15 protein-coding genes are annotated in these 19,451 nt (G+C 62.1%); 5 read left to right on the top strand and 10 right to left on the bottom strand.

The genetic code is table 11. From position 1 onward, the window contains the following. Both N7650_RS14330 and N7650_RS14325 read left to right on the top strand, forming a co-directional pair. On the top strand, nt 1-1,345 hold a 1,345-nt coding region (locus N7650_RS14330; protein WP_279898766.1), incomplete at its 5' end, for an S-type pyocin domain-containing protein. After that, nucleotides 1,342-1,617, top strand: a complete 276-nt coding sequence (locus tag N7650_RS14325; RefSeq protein WP_009395586.1) for a bacteriocin immunity protein — start codon at nt 1,342-1,344, stop codon at nt 1,615-1,617. The genes N7650_RS14330 and N7650_RS14325, both read left to right, overlap by 4 nt. 240 nt (nt 1,618-1,857) lie before the next feature. Here the strand turns inward: N7650_RS14325 and N7650_RS14320 are convergent, their stop codons facing one another. Beyond that, on the bottom strand, nt 1,858-2,406 hold the full coding sequence (locus N7650_RS14320) for a sugar O-acetyltransferase (protein WP_009395587.1): 549 nt from the start codon (nt 2,404-2,406) through the stop codon (nt 1,858-1,860). Between the two features lie 96 nt (nt 2,407-2,502). On the opposite strand from N7650_RS14320, the gene N7650_RS14315 reads away from it, so the two are divergent. Continuing rightward, entirely contained in the window at nt 2,503-4,884 is a 2,382-nt protein-coding gene (locus tag N7650_RS14315; protein ID WP_279898765.1) for a penicillin acylase family protein, read from the top strand. 98 nt (nt 4,885-4,982) lie between these two features. Here the strand turns inward: N7650_RS14315 and N7650_RS14310 are convergent, their stop codons facing one another. From N7650_RS14310 to N7650_RS14280, 7 genes are all read right to left on the bottom strand, one after another. Next, nucleotides 4,983-5,864, bottom strand: a complete 882-nt coding sequence (locus N7650_RS14310) for an ABC transporter permease subunit (protein WP_009395591.1) — start codon at nt 5,862-5,864, stop codon at nt 4,983-4,985. After that, the gene (locus tag N7650_RS14305) at nt 5,861-6,781 is read right to left on the bottom strand and encodes an ABC transporter permease subunit (RefSeq protein WP_009395593.1); all 921 of its coding nucleotides are present in this window, start codon (nt 6,779-6,781) and stop codon (nt 5,861-5,863) included. Before N7650_RS14305 ends, N7650_RS14310 begins: the two co-directional genes overlap by 4 nt. Next, nucleotides 6,778-7,920: a polyamine ABC transporter ATP-binding protein gene (gene potA, locus N7650_RS14300; RefSeq protein ID WP_279898763.1), complete on the bottom strand. Its 1,143-nt coding sequence runs from the start codon at nt 7,918-7,920 to the stop codon at nt 6,778-6,780. Before potA ends, N7650_RS14305 begins: the two co-directional genes overlap by 4 nt. A 59-nt stretch (nt 7,921-7,979) precedes the next feature. Further along, nucleotides 7,980-9,074, bottom strand: coding sequence for a polyamine ABC transporter substrate-binding protein (locus tag N7650_RS14295; RefSeq protein WP_064301126.1), 1,095 nt, complete (start codon nt 9,072-9,074; stop codon nt 7,980-7,982). A gap of 163 nt (nt 9,075-9,237) precedes the next feature. Beyond that, nucleotides 9,238-10,332, bottom strand: a complete 1,095-nt coding sequence (locus N7650_RS14290) for a polyamine ABC transporter substrate-binding protein (RefSeq protein ID WP_009395599.1) — start codon at nt 10,330-10,332, stop codon at nt 9,238-9,240. Between the two features lie 159 nt (nt 10,333-10,491). Continuing rightward, the gene (locus N7650_RS14285) at nt 10,492-11,853 is read right to left on the bottom strand and encodes an aspartate aminotransferase family protein (protein WP_009395600.1); all 1,362 of its coding nucleotides are present in this window, start codon (nt 11,851-11,853) and stop codon (nt 10,492-10,494) included. Between the two features lie 48 nt (nt 11,854-11,901). Then, nucleotides 11,902-13,263, bottom strand: a complete 1,362-nt coding sequence (locus tag N7650_RS14280; RefSeq protein ID WP_009395601.1) for a glutamine synthetase family protein — start codon at nt 13,261-13,263, stop codon at nt 11,902-11,904. 602 nt (nt 13,264-13,865) lie between these two features. Here N7650_RS14280 and N7650_RS14275 point away from each other — a divergent pair. Beyond that, entirely contained in the window at nt 13,866-15,242 is a 1,377-nt protein-coding gene (locus tag N7650_RS14275; protein ID WP_009395602.1) for a glutamine synthetase family protein, read from the top strand. 140 nt (nt 15,243-15,382) lie between these two features. Here the strand turns inward: N7650_RS14275 and argA are convergent, their stop codons facing one another. Together argA and argE are read right to left on the bottom strand one after the other, a co-directional pair. Beyond that, nucleotides 15,383-16,681 (bottom strand): amino-acid N-acetyltransferase, encoded by a 1,299-nt coding sequence (gene argA, locus N7650_RS14270; RefSeq protein WP_279898761.1) that lies wholly within the window; start codon nt 16,679-16,681, stop codon nt 15,383-15,385. 113 nt (nt 16,682-16,794) lie between these two features. Then, nucleotides 16,795-17,952: an acetylornithine deacetylase gene (argE, locus tag N7650_RS14265; RefSeq protein ID WP_279898760.1), complete on the bottom strand. Its 1,158-nt coding sequence runs from the start codon at nt 17,950-17,952 to the stop codon at nt 16,795-16,797. Nucleotides 17,953-18,077: 125 nt separating this feature from the next. Here argE and N7650_RS14260 point away from each other — a divergent pair, with 125 nt between their 5' ends. Further along, nucleotides 18,078-19,448, top strand: a complete 1,371-nt coding sequence (locus N7650_RS14260; RefSeq protein WP_279898758.1) for a CYTH domain-containing protein — start codon at nt 18,078-18,080, stop codon at nt 19,446-19,448. The last annotated feature ends 3 nt before the right edge of the window (nt 19,449-19,451 follow it).

Raw genomic sequence — 19,451 nt, 5'->3', positions numbered from 1 at the left:
CCATGCAAAAACGCTCGAACTCCAAACTCAACTATTAGATTCAGAAATTGTCTTTGCCTTGCATGCGCGTGTATCGAGAGAAAAGAGAAATTCAGCTGAAGCGGCCTTAATTTCAGCGACAAAAAAACTTTCCGAGCTTGAGTCGAGCAGAGAAGCCAACGATAGACTGGTCGAAAAATATATAGCGCAAGCTAATTCAGTAATCACAGCTGCATATGCGGAGCTGATACGCCTCGAGTTCGCATCCAAAGAAGACCGAACGGGAAATTCCGTGGTCTTTTCCCTCAGCACGGCAGCCATCGCCCACCCGCATCTAATAACGTTGGCCGCCTCCTCTGTTGTAAACCCTGCCGATTTGCAAGTTGCCCTCAGAACTACCCTGCGGGCCATTAAAAAATACATAAAAGGGCCGGCCCGTGGAGTATTGGAGGTCGCCTCCATCCTGCTACTTTCTCTCAAGCTTGAACGAGATGAACCATATGGCCTAAGCATTCCCTTCACTGATCTGAACCTTAGCGTCGACTGGAAAGAAGTACTGAGCCAAATCGAAGAAGATTTTCCTCTGCCGATGCGACTGATCTCTGAGTGGAACAAAGAAGAAACTCATTTACGGTTAATTTCTACCGGAATTGATGGCATCCCGAAACGAGTACCTGTACGAACAGCCATATGGGATAGCGAGCACGGCGCCTATCGTTTCACAAGCGAAGGGCCGGACCCAATTACTATTTACTGGCTACCTCAGGCTGGTACGCCCGAAAACTCTACATCGCTCCCAATCGAAACTCAGCCCGATGGGCTCTACCCCGGAGTCATCAGCACGCCTGCTCCTCTCGGTCTATTACCGCTGCCTGCCGAGGGTGATGCTCACTTCAATGACTACATAGTTACATTTCCGACGGACTCAGGGCTTGAGCCGGTCTACGTCATGTTCAAGGATCCTCGGGATTACGCCGGGGTAGCAACAGGGAACGGTCAATCCGTCTCGGGGCTCTGGCTCGGGACAGCAGATACTCGGGAGGGCTCGCCAATACCGTCACGCATCGCCGACCAGTTAAGGGGGCTAACCTTCAGTAACTGGGATCGAATGCGTGAGGCCATCTGGAAAGCGGTTGCTGCTGATACGGAGCTGAGTCAGCAGTTTATTCCTTCAAATCTGCAAAGAATGCGAGAAGGCGGTGCGCCGAAATCAGCGGCGTCAGGACACAACAAGTCAAAGAAATCTTTCGAGCTACATCACGTTCATCAGATTGCCAAAGGGGGCGCGGTATATGACATTGACAACATTGTGGTGATGACTCCGAAACAACATGCCGAAATCCACAGCGGGAAAAACAACCAATGAATGTCAAACAGAAACTTGAAGAGTATACGGAAGCTGAATTCGTCCAGCTGGTGGGTGAGTTTTTCGAAAACCGCTCAGGCTTGCATGGAAAAGCATTCATCGACTACCAGGACTACCTCTCGGACGAGTTCGAACGCTTGACCGAACATCCTGCAAAATCGGATCTCATCTACTATCCGGAAGAAGGGCACAGCGTAACCCCTCAATCGATCGTCAATCACGTCAAGGAATGGCGCGCAGCCAACGGCAAGCCTGGCTTCAAGTCCACCTGACCCGAGAGCGACGCGTACCCTGTGGGAGCTGGCTTGCCAGCGATTTGGCCCGACCTGACAACATCGTTGCTCAAGCCGGCCTCATCGCTGGCAAGACCAGCTCCCACAGGGTTTTGAGCCAACCCTGGAATCAGGGTCCACCGCGGACACTGTGGGAGCTGGCTTGCCAGCGATTGCTATGGTGGATTCACCACTGCTATCGCTGGCAAGCCAGCTCCCACAGGTTACGCGTCCACCCTTCTACTGCGCTCGGGCAGGGTTACCCATCACCGTCGCCCCCGCCGGCACGTCCCGGGTTACCACGCTGCCTGCACCGATGATCGCATCATCCCCCACCGTCACCCCGGGCAGGATGATCGCCCCGCCACCAATCCAGACATTCCTGCCGATCTTCACCGGCTTCCCGCTCTCCAGGCCGCTGCGCCGCACCACCGGATCGCGCGGGTGGTCCGCCCCGTAGATCTGCACCGCCGGCCCGATCTGGCAGTCGTCGCCGATGCTCACGCTGCAAATGTCGAGAATCACGCAGTTGAAGTTGATGAACACATTGGCGCCGATCTCGATGTTGTAGCCGTAGTCGCAGTAGAACGGCGGGCGGATCACCGCGCCGGGGCCGACCCTGGCGAAGTGTTCCACCAGCATGGCGTGCCGCTGCTCGTTGAGCAGGTCGGCGGAGTCGTTGTAGCGCTGCATCCAGTGCTTGTTGGCGATCTGTTCGGCTTGCAGCTCCGGGCATGTCGCGCGATACAGCTGTCCGGTCAGCATCTTGTGTTTTTCACTGATGTCCATTGGCCCTCACTCCTGGCTGATCTCTCGGCTGGCAAAGTCTATCCTCTGTCCGATCATGACCGACTCGCTGGCTGAAAGATTCCCCAAGGAGCTTCGATGAAACGCCGCCTTACCCTTCTCGCCGTTGCCATAGCCGTTGCGGCAGCCGGCGCCGGTTATCTGTATGTGCAAGGCAAGCAGCCGCAACGTGACGGCGAAGTCGCCCTGGCGAAGCTCCAGGCGCCGGTCAGCGTGCGCTACGACGAACGCGGCGTGCCGCATATCCAGGCGCAGAACGAGAGCGACCTGTATCGCGCCCTGGGCTACGTGCACGCCCAGGACCGCCTGTTCCAGATGGAGATCACCCGGCGCCTGGCCAAGGGCGAGCTGGCCGAGGTGCTGGGGCCGAAGATGGTCGCCACCGACATCCTGTTCCGCAGCCTGCGCATCGGCGAACAGGCGCAGGTGATGGTCGATCGGCAGGACAAGCAGTCACCCGCCTGGAACGCCCTGCAAGCCTACCTCGAAGGCGTAAACGCCTGGCAGGACACGCATCCGCAGCCGATCGAATTCGACGTGCTGGGCATCACCCCGCGCCCCTTCACCGCCCAGGACACCCTGAGCATCGCCGGCTTCATGGCCTACAGCTTTGCCGCCGCGTTCCGTACCGAACCGCTGCTGACGTTCGTGCGCGACCATCTTGGCGGCGAATACCTGAAGGTCTTCGATCTCGATTGGCATCCCGACGGCATGCTGCAACACCCGCCCGCCCTGGTCGATGCCGACTGGAAAACCCTGGGCCGACTGGCGACGCTCAGCCAGCAGGCCTTCAGCGAGGCCGGCCTGCCGCAGTTCGAAGGCAGCAATGCCTGGGCCGTCAGCGGCAGCCGTACCCGCAGTGGCAAACCGTTGCTGGCCGGCGATCCGCATATCCGTTTTTCGGTCCCGGCGGTGTGGTACGAGGCCGAGCTGTCGGCACCGGGCTTCCATCTGTACGGCTATCACCAGGCGCTCAACCCCTTCGCTTCCCTCGGGCACAACCGCGAGTTCGGCTGGAGCCTGACCATGTTCCAGAACGACGATGTCGATCTGATCGCCGAAAAGGTCAATCCGGACAATCCCGGACAGGTCATGGTCCACGGCCAGTGGCAGGACCTGGTCCGCAGCGAGCAGCAGATCAAGGTCAAGGGCGAGCCAACGCAGACCGTCACCCTGCTGCGCTCGCCCCATGGCCCGATCGTCAACAAGGTACTGGGCGAGGACGCCGGGCCGACACCGGTCGCCATGTGGTGGGCCTTCCTTGAAAGCGAGAATCCGATTCTCGATGGCTTCTACGAGGTCAATCGCGCCAGCACCCTGGAGGCCATGCGCAGCGCCGTGCAGAAGGTCCAGGCACCGGGGCTGAACTTCGTCTGGGCCAACGCCCGTGGCGATATCGGCTGGTGGGCGGCGGCGGCCTTGCCGATCCGGCCGGACGGGGTCAACCCGGCTTTCATTCTCGACGGCAGCAGCGGCGAGGCGGACAAGTCCGGCTTCTACCCGTTCAGCGTCAACCCACAGTCGGAGAACCCGGACAGCGGTTATATCGTCTCGGCCAACTTCCAGCCGCTATCGCCCACCGGCGTGCCGATTCCCGGCTATTACAACCTGCCGGACCGCGGTCGCGAGCTCGACCGGCAACTCGCAAACGACCAGGTGAAATGGGACCTGCAGAACAGCCAGGCACTGCAACTGGGCACCACCACCGATTACGGCCCGCGTACCCTTGGCCCACTGTTGCCGGTGCTGCGCCAGGTGGTGCAGGACGCCCGGGGCCGCGAGCTGGTGGAGCAACTAGCGGCCTGGCGCGGCGACTATCCGCTGGATTCGGTCAATGCCACGCTGTTCAACCAGTTCCTCTACGAGCTGGCCTACGCAGCGATGCACGATGAACTGGGCGATGCCTGGTTCCAGGCGCTGATCTCGACCCGAGTGATCGACGATGCCCTGCCGCGCCTGGCAGCGGATGTCGATTCCCCCTGGTGGGACACCCAGGGCAGCAGCGAACGCGGCAGCCGCACGGCGGTGGTCAAGCACGCCTGGGACAGGACCGTGGAGCATCTGGGCGAAACCCTTGGCAAGGATCCGGCGGGCTGGCAGTGGGGCAAGGCGCATACCCTGACCCACGGGCATCCGCTGGGCATGCAGAAACCCTTGGACAGGCTGTTCAATGTCGGACCATTCGCGGCGCCGGGAACCCACGAGGTGCCGAACAACCTGTCGGCGAAGATCGGCCCGGCGCCATGGCCGGTGAACTACGGGCCGTCCACGCGGCGCCTGATCGATTTCGCAGATGCCGGGACAGCGCTGAGCATCAACCCGGTCGGGCAAAGCGGGGTGTTGTTCGATCGGCATTATGGGGATCAGGCCAGGCCCTATATCGAAGGGCGGTACCAGAGGGCCTGGCTGGGGTTGGCCGGGGAGACCGAGGGGACGTTGAGGTTGGTGCCAAGCAAGTAGATTTGTTTTGGGTTTGAGGGCCTCATCGCTGGCAAGCCAGCTCCCACAAGGACCTGTGGGAGCTGGCTTGCCAGCGATGAGGCCTTCAAGGCCTCAGATCAAGCCTGAGCCGGACGCCGCACTTCAGGCTGCTTCCAGCCATCCGCCGCGGCTTCCTCGATGGCCTGCTGGATCGCGCGTTTGCGGCGCTCTTCGGCACGGCGGCTGAAGTACCAGACCAGGAAGGTCGCCAGCGATACCGCCAGCAGGATCAGGCTGGCCACGGCGTTGATTTCCGGCTTCACGCCCAGGCGCACGGCCGAGAACACTTCCATCGGCAAGGTAGTCGAACCCGGGCCGGATACGAAGCTCGCCAGTACCAGGTCATCCAGCGACAGGGCGAAGGACATCATGCCGCCCGCCGCCAGCGACGGCGCGATCATCGGGATGGTGATCAGGAAGAACACCTTCCATGGCCGTGCACCGAGGTCCATGGCCGCTTCTTCGATGGACAGGTCCAGCTCGCGCAAGCGAGCCGACACCACCACGGCTACGTAAGCTGCGCAGAACGTCGTGTGGGCGATCCAGATGGTGACGATGCCACGCTCCTGCGGCCAGCCGATCATCTGCGCCATGGCCACGAACAGCAGCAACAGCGACAGACCGGTAATGACCTCGGGCATGACCAGCGGCGCGGTGACCAGACCGCCGAACAGGGTACGGCCCTTGAAGCGGGTGACCCGGGTCAGCACGAACGCGGCCAGGGTACCCAGCGCCACTGCGGCGACCGCCGTGTAGCAGGCGATCTCCAGCGAGCGCATCACCGAACCCATCAGTTGGGTGTTGTCGAGCAGGCCGACATACCACTTCACCGACCAGCCGCCCCAGACCGTCACCAGCTTGGAGGCGTTGAACGAGTAGATCACCAGGATCAGCATCGGCAGGTAGATGAACAGCAGGCCGAGGACCAGCATTACATTGGAAAATCCGACGCGCTTCATGCCCGGCCCTCCATTTCTTTCGCCTGGCTGCGGTTGAACAGCAGGATCGGCACGATCAGGATCGCCAGCATCACTACCGCCAGGGCCGAGGCCACCGGCCAGTCACGGTTGTTGAAGAATTCCTGCCACAGCACCTTGCCGATCATCAGGGTTTCCGGGCCGCCCAGCAGCTCAGGAATGACGAACTCGCCCACCACCGGGATGAACACCAGCATGCAGCCGGCGATGATGCCGTTCTTCGACAGCGGCACGGTGATCTTCCAGAAGCTGTTGAAACGGCTCGAACCCAGGTCGGATGCGGCTTCCAGCAGGCTCTGGTCGTGTTTCACCAGGTTGGCGAACAGCGGCAGGATCATGAACGGCAGGTACGAATAGACCACGCCGATATACACCGCCAGGTTGGTGTTGAGGATCTGCAGCGGCTGGTCGATCAGCCCCAGCCACATCAGGAAGGCATTGAGCAGGCCGTTGTTGCTGAGAATGCCCATCCAGGCATAGACGCGGATCAGGATCGCGGTCCAGGTCGGCATCATGATCAACAGCAGCAGGACGGTCTGGATGTCCTTGCGCGCGTTGGCGATGGCGTAGGCCATCGGGTAGCCGATCAGCAGGCAGAGGATGGTGCTGAAAAAGGCCATCTTCAACGAGCCCAGGTAGGCCGAGATATACAGCTCGTCCTGGGTCAACAGGCCATAGTTGGCCAGGTTGAGCACCACCTGGATCTTGTCCTCGACGTAGCTGTAGATCTCCGTGTACGGCGGGATCGCTACGTCCGCCTCGGCGAAGCTGATCTTCAGGACGATGAAGAACGGCAGCATGAAGAACAGGAACAGCCAGAGGAACGGGATCCCGATGACGACGTGGCGTCCCTCGGGCGTTACGCGGTTGAGTGCTCGCTTGAGCTTGCGCATGTTCATGAACGCAGTACCACGCCGCTGTCGTCTTCCCACCAGACGTAGACTTCGTCGCCCCAGGTCGGACGCGAGCCCTGGCGTTCGGCGTTGGCGACGAACGACTGGACGATCTTGCCGCTCGGCAGTTCGACGTAGAACACCGAGTGGCCACCCAGGTAGGCGATGTCGTGGACCTTGCCGCGCGACCAGTTGTATTCGCAGGTCGGCTGCTGCGCGGTGACCAGCAGTTTCTCCGGACGCAGCGCGTAGGTGATGTGCTTGTCTTCCACCGAGGTGGTGATGCCGTGGCCAACGTAGATCTGACGCTCCAGCTCGGGGCTGGCGATCAGCGCGTGGCCTTCGGCGTCGTCGACCACTTCACCCTCGAACAGGTTGACGTTGCCGATGAATTCGCAGACCAGGCGGCTGGTCGGGGTCTCGTAGACGTCGATCGGGCTGCCGATCTGGGCGATCCAGCCCAGGTGCATGATGGCGATGCGCTGGGCCATGGTCATGGCCTCTTCCTGGTCGTGGGTCACCATCACGCAGGTCACGCCGACCCGCTCGATGATCTCGACCAGCTCAAGCTGCATCTGCGAGCGCAGTTTCTTGTCCAGTGCGCCCATGGGCTCGTCGAGCAGCAGCAGCTTCGGCCGCTTGGCCAGGGAACGGGCCAGGGCCACGCGTTGGCGCTGGCCGCCGGAAAGCTGGTGCGGCTTGCGCTTGGCGTACTGGGTCATGTGCACCAGCTTGAGCATCTCGGCCACCCGGGCCTCGATCTCGGCCTTGGGCATCTTGTCCTGCTGCAGGCCGAAGGCGATGTTCTGCGCCACGGTCATGTGCGGGAACAGTGCGTAGGACTGGAACATCATGTTGATCGGCCGCTCGTAGGGCGGCATGTCGGTGATATCGACGCCATCGAGGAAAATCCGCCCTTCGGTCGGACGCTCGAAACCGGCCAGCATGCGCAGCAGGGTCGATTTACCCGAGCCGGAGCCGCCGAGCAGGGCGAAGATCTCGCCTTTCCTGATTTCGAGGGAGACATCGTCCACCGCGACGGTTTCGTCGAACTTCTTCGTGACCCGATCGATCTTGACCAGCACCTGCTTGGGTTGCTGGTCGCCTTCGAGGGCTTTCTTGTAGGCGCCGGAGGCAACTGCCATGTGTGAAACTCCCAACAGAATGTTCTGCACCCGCCCCTGCCGTGGCGGGTCCGGATTTATTATTTGCCCGACTTGACCTTGGTCCAGATGCGGGTCATCAAACGCTGCACTTTGGGCGGCAATTCGGAATTGACGTACAGCTTGTCGATCACTTCCTGCGGTGGGTAAACCGCCGGATCCTTGCGGACATCCTGGTCCATCAGCTCGCCAGCCCTGGGGTTCGGGTTGGCGTAACCAACGTAATCGCTGACCTGGGCGATAACCCCGGGTTCAAGCAGATAGTTGATGAAGGCATGGGCCTCCTTGACGTTGCCGGCATCCTTGGGGATGGCCAGCATGTCGAACCAGAGGTTGCCGCCTTCCTTGGGAATCACATAAGCCACGTCCACGCCCTTGCCGGCCTCTTCGGCGCGGGCCTTGGCCTGGAAGACATCGCCGGAGAAGCCGGCGGCCACGCAGATATCGCCATTGGCCAGGTCGGAGATGTACTTGGAGGAGTGGAAGTAGGTCACGTAGGGGCGAATGGCGAGGAGCTTGTCCTCGGCCTTTTTGTAGTCCTTGGGGTCCTGGCTGTTGGGGTCGAGGCCCAGGTAGTTGAGCATCGCCGGGAGCATCTCGTCCGCCGAGTCGAGGAAGGCGACGCCGCAGCTGGACAGCTTCTTGATGTTCTCGGGCTCGAACAGCGTGGCCCAGGAATCGATCTTGTCGGTGCCGAGCACTGCCTTGACCTTCTCGACGTTGTAGCCGATGCCATTGGTACCCCAAAGGTACGGCACCGCATACTGGTTGCCCGGGTCGTTACGCTCGAGGCGCTTGAGCAGGGCCGGGTCGAGGTTGTTCCAGTTCGGCAGCTGGGCACGGTCGAGCTTCTGGAATGCGCCCGCCTTGATCTGCTTGCCGAGGAAATGGTTGGACGGCACCACCACGTCATAGCCGGTGCGACCGGCCAGCAGCTTGCCTTCCAGGGTTTCGTTGGAATCGAAAACGTCATACTTCGGCTTGATGCCGGTTTTCGCTTCGAAGTCCGCGAGGGTGGTCTGGCCGATGTAGTCCGACCAGTTGTAGATATGCACCGTGGGCGCCGCTTGGACGCTGCAAGCCAGCGTCAGACCCGCTCCAGCCATGAAGGCCTTGCGAAACATGGAAATAGACAAGTGGGAGGTCCTCTACATTTAGTGCCCGTGTGGCGAACGGCAGTCCTGACTGCCGGATCACCGAACCGGCGCGCAACTTACCTGCGATACACCCATCCAGCAAAAAAAATTGTGTTACCCGCTCAAGGACGCGGCTTGCGCCGCGCCCCTGGCCCAGGTCGGCTTACTTGCCCGACTTGATCTTGGTCCAGCTGCGGGTGATCAAACGCAGGGTGGTGGCATCCTGGTCGGCGATCGCGTACAGCTGTTTCTTCACTTCATCCGACGGGTAGATGCTCGGATCGCTGGTGATGTCCTTGTCCACCAGCGGGGTCGCCGCCTTGTTGCCGTTCGGGAAACGCACGGCGTTGGTGATCTCGGCCATGATTTCCGGCTGCTGCAGGAAATTCATCCACTTGTAGGCGGCTTCGACGTTCTCGGCATCCTTCGGAATGGCGACCATGTCGTAGAAGGTACCGGCGCCTTCCTTCGGAATCACGTAGTCCAGCTTGACCTTGTCGCCGGCCTCGTGGGCGCGGGCCTTGGACTGCTCCAGGTCACCCGAGTAGCCCACGGCCACGCAGATGTTGCCGTTGGCCAGGTCCGAGATGTACTTGGAGGAGTGGAAGTAGGTGACCGACGGACGAATGCTCAGGAACAGCTTTTCGGCGGCCTGCAGATCAGCCTTGTCCTTGCTTGCGGTCGGCTTGCCCAGGTAGTGCAGCGCGGCCGGGATCATCTCGGTCGGGGCATCGAGGAAGCTCACGCCGCAGCTCTTGAGCTTGGCGATATTCTCGGGCTTGAACACCACGTCCCAGGAGTCGATCTTGTCGATGCCCAGCGCGGCCTTGACCTTCTCCGGGTTGTAGCCGATGCCGATGCTGCCCCACATGTACGGGAAGGCGTATTTGTTGCCCGGGTCGCTGGCGTCACCGACGGCCTTGAGCAGGTCTTCGTCGAGGTTCTTCCAGTTGGGCAGCTTGGACTTGTCCAGCTCCTGGTAAACGCCGGCCTTGATCTGCTTGGCCAGGAAGTTGTTCGACGGGACCACGATGTCGTAGCCGGACTTGCCGGCCAGCAGCTTGGCTTCGAGGGTTTCGTTGCTGTCGAAGACGTCGTAGACGACCTTGATGCCAGTCTGCTTTTCGAACTTGGCCACGGTATCCGGGGCGATGTAGTCGGACCAGTTGTAGACGTGGAGGACCTTGTCATCCGCGTGAGCGGTACCGACCAGCATCCCGAGGGATACGGCCAACAGCGTCTTGCCCATTTTCTTCATGCGTTAATGCTCCAGAATTTTTATAAAGCCATCTGTTCCGCGGCCTGCCCTGTCGGCGCCAGGGGAGCGACTGGAAACAGGCGCTAGTCTGGCAAGATCCAAGGCGTCCTTACAACGCCTTGGCATGCCGCAAAGCCACCATGCCAGCCTAGCACCTCGTTAGATCAGTGCTTCCAGGGTCAGGTCCAGGCATTTACGAGCTTTTTCAATCAGTTCATCGATCTCGTCACGGCTGATCACCAGCGGCGGCGCGATGATCATGGTGTCGCCCACGGCACGCATGATCAGGCCGTTGTCGAAGCAGAACTGCCGGCAGATCATGCCGACGGCCTTGCCTTCGTAGCGGCTGCGGGTTGCCTTGTCCTTGACCAGCTCGATCGCACCGAGCATGCCCAGGCCGCGCACTTCGCCCACCAGCGGGTGGTCGTTCAGCTCGCGCAGACGCTTCTGCAAATAGGGTGCCGTTTCCTCGCGAACCCGCTCGACGATCTTCTCTTCGCGCAGGATCCGCAGGTTTTCCAGGCCCACCGCCGCCGCTACCGGGTGGCCGGAATACGTGAAGCCGTGGTTGAAATCGCCGCCCTGGCTGACCACCTTCGCCACTTCGTCACGAACGATCACGCCGCCCATGGGGATGTAGCCGGAGGTCAGGCCCTTGGCGATGGTCATCAGGTCGGGCTTGAGGCCGTAGTAGTCGGAGCCGAACCACTCGCCGGTACGGCCGAAGCCGCAGATCACTTCGTCGGCGACGAACAGGATGTCGTAGCGAGCGAGGATTTCCTTGATCTTCGGCCAGTAGCTGTCCGGTGGAATGATCACACCGCCAGCGCCCTGGATCGGCTCGGCGATGAAGGCCGCGACATTGTCGACCCCCAGTTCGAGGATCTTCTGCTCCAGTTGCTCGGCAGCCCAGATACCGAATTCTTCCGGGGACTTATCACCGCCCTCGCCGAACCAGTACGGCTGCGGGATATGCACGATGCCTGGGATCGGCAGGTCGCCCTGCTCGTGCATGCCGGACATGCCACCGAGGCTGGCACCGGCCACGGTAGAGCCGTGGTAGCCATTGATACGGCCGATGATCACCTTCTTCTGCGGCTTGCCCTTGAGCGCCCAATAGTGGCGGACCATGCGCAGTACGGTGTCGTTGCCTTCGGAGCCGGAACCGGTGAAGAACACATGGCTCATGCCGGCCGGGGCCACTTCGGAAATGGCCTTGGCCAGTTCCAGGGCCGGCGGATGAGCGGTCTGGAAGAACAGGTTGTAGTACGGCAGCTCGCGCATCTGCTTGCTGGCCGCTTCGGCCAGTTCCTCGCGTCCGTAGCCGACCGCCACGCACCACAATCCGGCCATGCCATCGAGGATCTTGTGGCCCTCGCTGTCCCACAGGTGCACGCCCTGGGCCTTGGTGATGATCCGCGGGCCCTTTTCCTGCAACTGTTTATAGTCGCTGAAGGGTGCCAGGTGATGATCACGGCTCAGGTCCTGCCACTCGCGGGTTTGCGGGTTCTTGACGCTCATGTGCTTCTCCGATTTCTGGCGGCCGCGCTCCTGCGGCCCCGGGGTTTATCAGACCGCGAACAGCAGGAACTCGCGTTCCCAGGAGCTGATCACGCGCTTGTAGTTTTCATGCTCGGCGCGTTTGGTCGCGACGTAGCCGGCGATGAATTTCTTGCCCAGGTAGGCTTCCAGCGCCCGGCAGTTTTCCATGCGTTCCAGGGCGTCCTCGATGGTCAGCGGCAAACGCAGGTTGCGTCGCTCGTAGCCACGGCCCTGGACCGGCGCGCTGGCGTTGACGCCTTCGACCATGCCGATATAGCCACACAGCAGGCTGGCCGCGATGGCCAGGTACGGGTTGGCGTCGGCACCCGGCAGACGGTTTTCCACGCGGCGGTTCTGCGGACCGGCGTCCGGTACGCGCAGGCCGACGGTACGGTTTTCCTCGCCCCATTCGACGTTGACCGGCGCCGAGGTGTCGGGCAGGAAACGGCGGAACGAGTTGACGTTGGGCGCGAACAGCGGCAGCACTTCGGGGATGAACTTCTGCAGGCCACCGATGTGATAAAGGAACAGCTCGCTCATGCTGCCGTCTTCGTTGGAGAAGATGTTCTTCCCGGTATTCACGTCGATGATGCTCTGATGCAGGTGCATGGCGCTGCCCGGCTCGCCGGTCATGGGCTTGGCCATGAAGGTGGCGGCGACGTTGTGCTTGAGCGCGGCCTCGCGCATGGTGCGCTTGAACACCAGGATCTGGTCGGCCAGGGACAGGGCGTTGCCGTGACGGAAGTTGATCTCCATCTGGGCGGTTCCGTCCTCGTGGATCAGGGTGTCGAGGTCGAGGTTTTGCAGCTCGCACCAGTCGTAGACGTCTTCGAACAACGGGTCGAATTCGTTGGCGGCTTCGATGGAGAACGACTGGCGGCCGGTTTCCGGGCGGCCGGAACGACCGATCGGCGGTTGCAGCGGGAAATCCGGGTCTTCGCAGCGCTTGGTCAGGTAGAACTCCATCTCCGGCGCCACGATCGGCTGCCAGCCCTTGTCGGCGTAGAGCTTCAGCACCTTCTTCAACACGTTGCGCGGCGACAGCTCGACCGGATTGCCCTTCTTGTCGTAGGTGTCGTGGATGACCTGGGCGGTCGGCTCGATGGCCCACGGCACGAGGAATACCGCGTTTTCGTCGGGGCGGCAGACCATGTCGATATCGGCCGGGTCGAGCAACTGGTAATAGATATCGTCGTCGACGTAGTCACCGGTCACGGTCTGCAGCAAAACGCTCTCGGGCAGGCGCATGCCCTTTTCCGCGATGAACTTGTTGGTCGGCGAGATCTTGCCCCGGGTGATGCCGGTCAGGTCGCTGATCAGACATTCGACTTCGGTGATCTTGTGCTCTTTCAGCCAATCGGTGAGCTGGTCGAGATTGCTGCTACTCATACATACCTCGGGAGGTAAATGCCTGGACTATGGTCGGAACGCCCTTGGCAGGCCGTTTCCAGCATTCTGGATGCCCCGCGGGCCCAAAGCAAAAGGCGCGCAGGGAGAATGCGTCTCCGGCATCCATCGGAATGCGGGGGAGCCGACTATAGTCATGAATGGCAGTACGAGAGGGTGAATCTTTGGGGAATGCGACGCCCTGGCCGTCAACTATTTTGGCCGGCACCGGCGCTGCTCGCATGGCGCGCTCGCTGCTTGCGGAAATGGCGTACAGGCCTGCCCACGCTGGACAGCCGCTGTCGCCTATGATCGACAGGCGTAACATGTAACCCCCGGTATTATTGATGTTATGGGTTGCGACCGAGCTTAGCCTTGTTCATTTTTTTACACAACACCCCCGTAAAAAATAAAATACGGCTCTGTTGTGTGAAACCTCGGGCGACGAAAGCAGGCCTTGTCGCTGCCCTCAATTGCAGCAAAAATGCCGCAATGGCGCCCTTTTAGGGCATCATGGGCCTTGCTTGACTTCACTTCGGCTTTCCGATTGACTGGGGTCGCAAGCCCAGATTGATTGATATTTTTAACAACAAAGGTGTTGCATCATGTCGGTACCCCCGCGTGCCGTTCAGCTTAACGAAGCGAACGCGTTCCTTAAGGAACATCCTGAGGTTCTCTACGTTGACCTTCTGATTGCAGATATGAATGGTGTGGTGCGTGGCAAGCGCATCGAGCGCACCAGCCTCCACAAGGTTTACGAGAAAGGCATCAACCTGCCGGCCTCCCTCTTCGCATTGGATATCAACGGCTCCACGGTCGAGAGCACCGGCCTCGGCCTGGACATCGGCGACGCCGACCGGATCTGCTATCCAATCCCGGGCACCCTGTCCAACGAACCCTGGCAGAAGCGCCCGACCGCGCAACTGCTGATGACCATGCACGAACTCGAAGGCGAGCCCTTCTTCGCCGACCCGCGGGAAGTCCTGCGCCAGGTGGTGAGCAAGTTCGACGAACTGGGCCTGACCATCTGCGCCGCGTTCGAGCTGGAGTTCTACCTGATCGACCAGGAGAACGTGAACGGGCGTCCGCAGCCGCCGCGCTCGCCGATCTCCGGCAAACGCCCGCAATCGACCCAGGTCTACCTGATCGACGACCTCGACGAATACGTCGACTGCCTCCAGGACATCCTCGAAGGTGCGAAGGAACAAGGCATTCCCGCCGACGCCATCGTCAAGGAAAGCGCCCCGGCGCAGTTCGAGGTCAACCTGCACCATGTCGCCGACCCGCTGCGGGCCTGTGACTACGCGGTGCTGCTCAAGCGCCTGATCAAGAACATCGCCTACGACCATGAAATGGACACCACCTTCATGGCCAAGCCGTATCCAGGCCAGGCGGGTAATGGTCTGCATGTCCATATCTCGGTGCTGGACAAGGATGGCAAGAACATCTTTACCAGCGAGGATCCCGAGCAGAACGCCGCGCTGCGTCACGCGATCGGCGGTGTGCTCGAGACCCTGCCCGCGTCGATGGCGTTCCTCTGCCCGAACGTCAACTCGTACCGCCGTTTCGGTGCGCAGTTCTATGTGCCGAATGCGCCAAGCTGGGGCCTGGACAACCGCACCGTGGCCCTGCGCGTGCCGACCGGCACCGCCGATGCGGTACGCATCGAGCACCGCGTGGCCGGCGCCGACGCCAACCCGTACCTGCTGATGGCCGCCGTGCTGGCGGGCGTGCATCACGGCCTGACCAACAAGATCGAGCCAAGCAGCCCGGTGGAAGGCAACGCCTACGAACAGGTGGAGCAGAGCCTGCCGAACAACCTGCGCGACGCCCTGCGCGAGCTGGACGACAGCGAGATCCTCAACAAGTACATCGATCCGAAGTACATCGACATCTTCGTCGCGTGCAAGGAGAGTGAACTGGAGGAGTTCGAGCATTCGATCTCGGACCTTGAGTACAACTGGTATCTGCATACCGTGTAACTGAAAACGCCGCCTGAGAAGGCGGCGTTTCTTATGGCCTCATCGCTGCGGTGCGGCGGTCCGACAAGCCAGCTCCCACAGGTTTGGCGGTGCACGCGGTCCTGTGGGAGCTGGCTTGCCAGCGATGGGGCCCTAAAGCCTTACAAAGCTTTTTCGAAGATCTTCGAGTTCCGCTGGTAGTTGTACAGCGAAGCCCGCGCCGCCGGCAGCCTTTCAACCCCGCTCGGCACGAATCCGCGCTCCCTGAACCAGTGCGCCGTCCGGGTCGTCAGGACGAACAGCGTCTTCAACCCCAGCGCCCGCGCTCGTTCCTCGATTCGCTCCAGCAGGTCATCGCCGCGCCCGCCATGGCGATACTCCGGATTGACCGCCAGGCATGCCAGCTCGCCCGCATCGGAATCGGCGATCGGGTACAGCGCCGCACAGGCAATGATGTTGCTTTCGCGCTCCACCACGCTGAACTGCTCGATCTCGCGTTCCAGCACCTCGCGCGAGCGTCGCACCAGAATGCCCTGCTCTTCCAGCGGGCTGATCAGCTCCAGCAGGCCACCAACATCCTCGATCGCCGCTTCGCGCACCACCTCGAACTGCTCCTGGGCGACCAGCGTACCGCCACCGCCACGGGTGAACAGCTCGTTGAGCAGCGCGCCGTTCTCCACGTAGCTGACGATATGACTGCGCGCCACCCCGCCCCGGCAGGCCTCGGCGGCCGCGTCCAGCAGCTCGGCCTGGTAATCGCTGCCAAGACGCTCAAGGTGCGGCGCCACCTGTTGCGGACGGATCTCCTTCACCAGCTTGCCGGAAGCATCCAGCAGCCCCGGCTCGGCGCCGAACAGCAGCAGTTTGTCGGCACCCAGCTCGATGGCCGCCCGGGTAGCGACATCTTCGCAGGCGAGGTTGAAGATCTCGCCGGTCGGCGAATAGCCCAGCGGCGACAGCAGGACAATGGAGCGCTCGTCCAGCAGGCGGCCGATGCCCTTGCGGTCGACCCGGCGTACTTCGCCGGTATGGTGATAATCGACACCCTCGACCACACCGATAGGCCGCGCCGTCACCAGGTTGCCCGAGGCAACGCGCAGGCGCGCGCCCTGCATTGGCGAAGCGGCCATGTCCATCGACAGGCGAGCCTCGATGGCGATACGCAACTGCCCGACCGCATCGATCACGCAATCCAGCGTGGCGGCATCGGTGATGCGCAGGCCGTGGTGGTAGTGCGCGCTCAAGCCGCGGGCGGCCAGGCGGCTTTCGATTTGCGGGCGGGAGCCATGCACCAGCACGAGGCGAACCCCGAGGCTGTGCAGCAGCACGAGATCGTGGACGATATTGCCGAAGTTGGGGTGTTCGACCCCGTCTCCCGGGAGCATGACCACGAAGGTGCAGTCCCGGTGGGCATTGATGTAGGGAGAAGCGTGACGCAGCCAGTTGACGTATTCGGGCATGACCTGAGCCTGTAGAAAGTGAAACAAGGACGGAACGGCACACAGCGCTCGAGGGTTATCGTCGCAGCAGGCAAGACGTCACACGCGTTCTCCTCTGGAAAGAATGGCCGGGCTCAGCGGGCGATGGCCGGGCTGAGACAGTAATGTTCGATCAGTCCACGCAACAGACGCACTGTAGGCTCCAGGCGTGACAGTTCAAGGTACTCACCGGGCTGGTGGGCACAGGCGATATCACCAGGGCCAAGAACCAGGGTCTCGCAGCCCAGGCGCTGAAGATAAGGCGCTTCGGTGCCAAAGGCTACCGCTTCGGCAACATGGCCGGTAAGACGTTCGGCCAGTTGCACCAGCTCGGCATCGGCGCTCTGCTCGAAGGGCGGCACTTCGGGGAACAGCGGCGCATAGTCGATCTTCACCTGGTGCTGCTCGGCCAGCGGCGCCAGCTTGCCGCGAATCGCCGCGCGCAGCACCTGCGGGTCCATGCCCGGCAGCGGGCGCAGGTCGAACTCAAGGGCGCATTGGCCGCAGATCCGGTTGGGGTTGTCGCCGCCATGGATGCAGCCGAAGTTCATGGTCGGCTGCGGCACGCTGAACTGGGCGTTGTGGTATTCGCGCTGCCATTGCTGGCGCAGGTCCATCAGCGCCCCCATCACCTGGTGCATGGCCTCCATCGCGCTGTGGCCGAGGGACGGGTCCGATGAATGACCGCTGCGCCCAAGGATATCGATGCGCTCCATCATCACGCCCTTGTGCAGGCGGATCGGCTTCAGCCCGGTCGGCTCGCCGATCACCGCGGCACGGCCCAGCGGCCGCCCGGCCTCGGCCAGGGCGCGGGCACCGGACATCGAACTCTCCTCGTCACAGGTGGCCAGGATCAGCAGCGGCTGCCTGAACGGCTGGTCCAGCAACGGCCGCACCGCCTCGATGATCAACGGGAAGAAACCCTTCATGTCGCACACGCCCAGGCCGATCCAGCGGTCGCCGTCCTCGCTGAGCTTGAGCGGATCGGTTTTCCACAACTGCGGGTCGTACGGCACGGTGTCGCTGTGCCCGGCCAGGACCAGGCCGCCAGGGCCGCTGCCGAAGCTGGCGAGCAGGTTGAATTTGCCGGGGGTGACTTGCTGGATCTCGCAGGAGAAACCCAGGTCGCCGAGCCAGGTGGCGAGCTGGTCGATCACCGCACGGTTGGACTGGTCAAGGTCGGGCTGGGTACAACTGACCGAAGGCGCTGCGATCAACGCGGCGAACTGGTCCTTGAGCGATGGCAACGGCATGCGCGTTCTCCTGGAAACGGCCCCCATCATAGGGCCATCGGGCTGCATGAATAAACCGTGGGCTGTCGAGTCCTGTACACTGCACGGCCAAGACGTACCCGCCCTTCCAGCCTGGTTACCCGGCAATGAATAAAGAAACCGAAATCAAACTGCGCATCAGCCGCGAAACCCTCGCCGCGCTGCGCGAACACCCGCTGCTGAAAAAGCGCAACAAGTCCGGCTGGCAGCAGCGCGAACTGCTCAACCAGTACTTCGACACCCCGGAGCGCGATTTGTCCGCCGCCAGGGTCGCGCTGCGCCTGCGCCGCGATGGCGATGTGGTGATCCAGACCCTGAAGACCCGCGGCAACAGCGTCGCCGGCCTGTCCGAGCGCAACGAGTTCCAATGGGAGCTGCCCAAGGCCAAGCTGGACCTGAAGAAACTCGACGATACCTGCTGGCCCGAGTCCCTGGCCGGGCTGGACAAGAAAACCATCAAGCCGCTGTTCACCACCGATTTCGTGCGCGAGTTCGCCGATATCGCCTGGGGCCGCGGCAAGTCCAAGGTGGTCATCGAAGCCGCCCTGGACCTCGGCACCGTCAGCGCCGGCAAGCAGAAGGAAGAAATCTGCGAAATGGAACTGGAACTGCGTGAAGGCGAGCCGGAAGCCCTGCTGGAACTGGCCGCCGAGCTGGCCGCGAGCCTGCCGCTGTTCCCCTGCGACATCAGCAAGGCCGAGCGCGGCTACCGTCTGCTCGATCCGTCCAGCTACCAGGTCAACCTGCCGGCGCCCGAGCTGGATCCGGAAATGTCGCTGGACGACGCCTTCTCTGCCCTCGCCTGGCACCTGCTCGCCAGCAGCCAGCGCCTCGCCGAACAATACCAGCACACCGGCCACTGGCGCCTGCTGCAGGACTGGGTGCAGTGCCTAGGTGAGCTCCGCGCCCTGGCCAGCAGCCTCGGCCAGGCGGCGCCGCGTGCAACCACCCGTGAACTGCGCAGCCGCCTCGACGCCCTGCTGGAAGACTGGCGCACCCTGGTGCTGGCCGGCAACGACGACGAAGACGTGCGCCGTGCCGCCCCCGAGCAGTTCGCCGATGAGCTGCTCGACACGCGCTGGGGCCAGTTCTCCCTGGACACTTCGCGCTGGCTGATCGCCCACGGCTGGACCGCCGAGCGCAACAAGCGCGGCGAGCGCCAGGGTGCCGCCGCGCTGGCCAACTGGCTGGCCGTAGAACTGGGTGACGAGGCCAAGGCCCTGCAACTGCCGCTGTACCAGCAGCAGCCGGAAGACCTGGCCGAGCAGTTGCCCCGCATCGAGCGCCTGCTGGCCTGGCTGCACTACGCGCGCGACGTATTGCTGGAAGCGCCGGAGCTGGACCGCCTGTACGGCGAGCTGAGCAAGTTGCAACAACTGGCCAACCAGCCAATCAGCGACGAAATCCTCGACGCTCGTGTCCAGCAGGCGTTCGCCGTGGCCCAGAGCCGTGGCTGGAAGCACCTGGTACGCAAGTAAGCC

The organism is Pseudomonas sp. GD04058, assembly GCF_029836855.1.
Lineage (GTDB): Bacteria > Pseudomonadota > Gammaproteobacteria > Pseudomonadales > Pseudomonadaceae > Aquipseudomonas > Aquipseudomonas bharatica.
This window is presented reverse-complemented; position numbering and strand designations above follow the sequence as displayed.

Excerpts from the sequence above, each read along its gene's own strand:
- N7650_RS14320 (WP_009395587.1), bottom strand. The coding sequence starts at position 2,406 with ATGGACATCAGTGAAAAACACAAGATGCTGACCGGACAGCTGTATCGC.
- N7650_RS14305 (WP_009395593.1), bottom strand. The coding sequence starts at position 6,781 with ATGAACATGCGCAAGCTCAAGCGAGCACTCAACCGCGTAACGCCCGAG.
- N7650_RS14310 (WP_009395591.1), bottom strand. The coding sequence starts at position 5,864 with ATGAAGCGCGTCGGATTTTCCAATGTAATGCTGGTCCTCGGCCTGCTG.
- N7650_RS14285 (WP_009395600.1), bottom strand. The coding sequence starts at position 11,853 with ATGAGCGTCAAGAACCCGCAAACCCGCGAGTGGCAGGACCTGAGCCGT.
- N7650_RS14275 (WP_009395602.1), top strand. The coding sequence starts at position 13,866 with ATGTCGGTACCCCCGCGTGCCGTTCAGCTTAACGAAGCGAACGCGTTC.
- N7650_RS14290 (WP_009395599.1), bottom strand. The coding sequence starts at position 10,332 with ATGAAGAAAATGGGCAAGACGCTGTTGGCCGTATCCCTCGGGATGCTG.
- argA (WP_279898761.1), bottom strand. The coding sequence starts at position 16,681 with ATGCCCGAATACGTCAACTGGCTGCGTCACGCTTCTCCCTACATCAAT.
- N7650_RS14280 (WP_009395601.1), bottom strand. The coding sequence starts at position 13,263 with ATGAGTAGCAGCAATCTCGACCAGCTCACCGATTGGCTGAAAGAGCAC.
- N7650_RS14260 (WP_279898758.1), top strand. The coding sequence starts at position 18,078 with ATGAATAAAGAAACCGAAATCAAACTGCGCATCAGCCGCGAAACCCTC.
- N7650_RS14315 (WP_279898765.1), top strand. The coding sequence starts at position 2,503 with ATGAAACGCCGCCTTACCCTTCTCGCCGTTGCCATAGCCGTTGCGGCA.
- N7650_RS14325 (WP_009395586.1), top strand. The coding sequence starts at position 1,342 with ATGAATGTCAAACAGAAACTTGAAGAGTATACGGAAGCTGAATTCGTC.
- argE (WP_279898760.1), bottom strand. The coding sequence starts at position 17,952 with ATGCCGTTGCCATCGCTCAAGGACCAGTTCGCCGCGTTGATCGCAGCG.
- potA (WP_279898763.1), bottom strand. The coding sequence starts at position 7,920 with ATGGCAGTTGCCTCCGGCGCCTACAAGAAAGCCCTCGAAGGCGACCAG.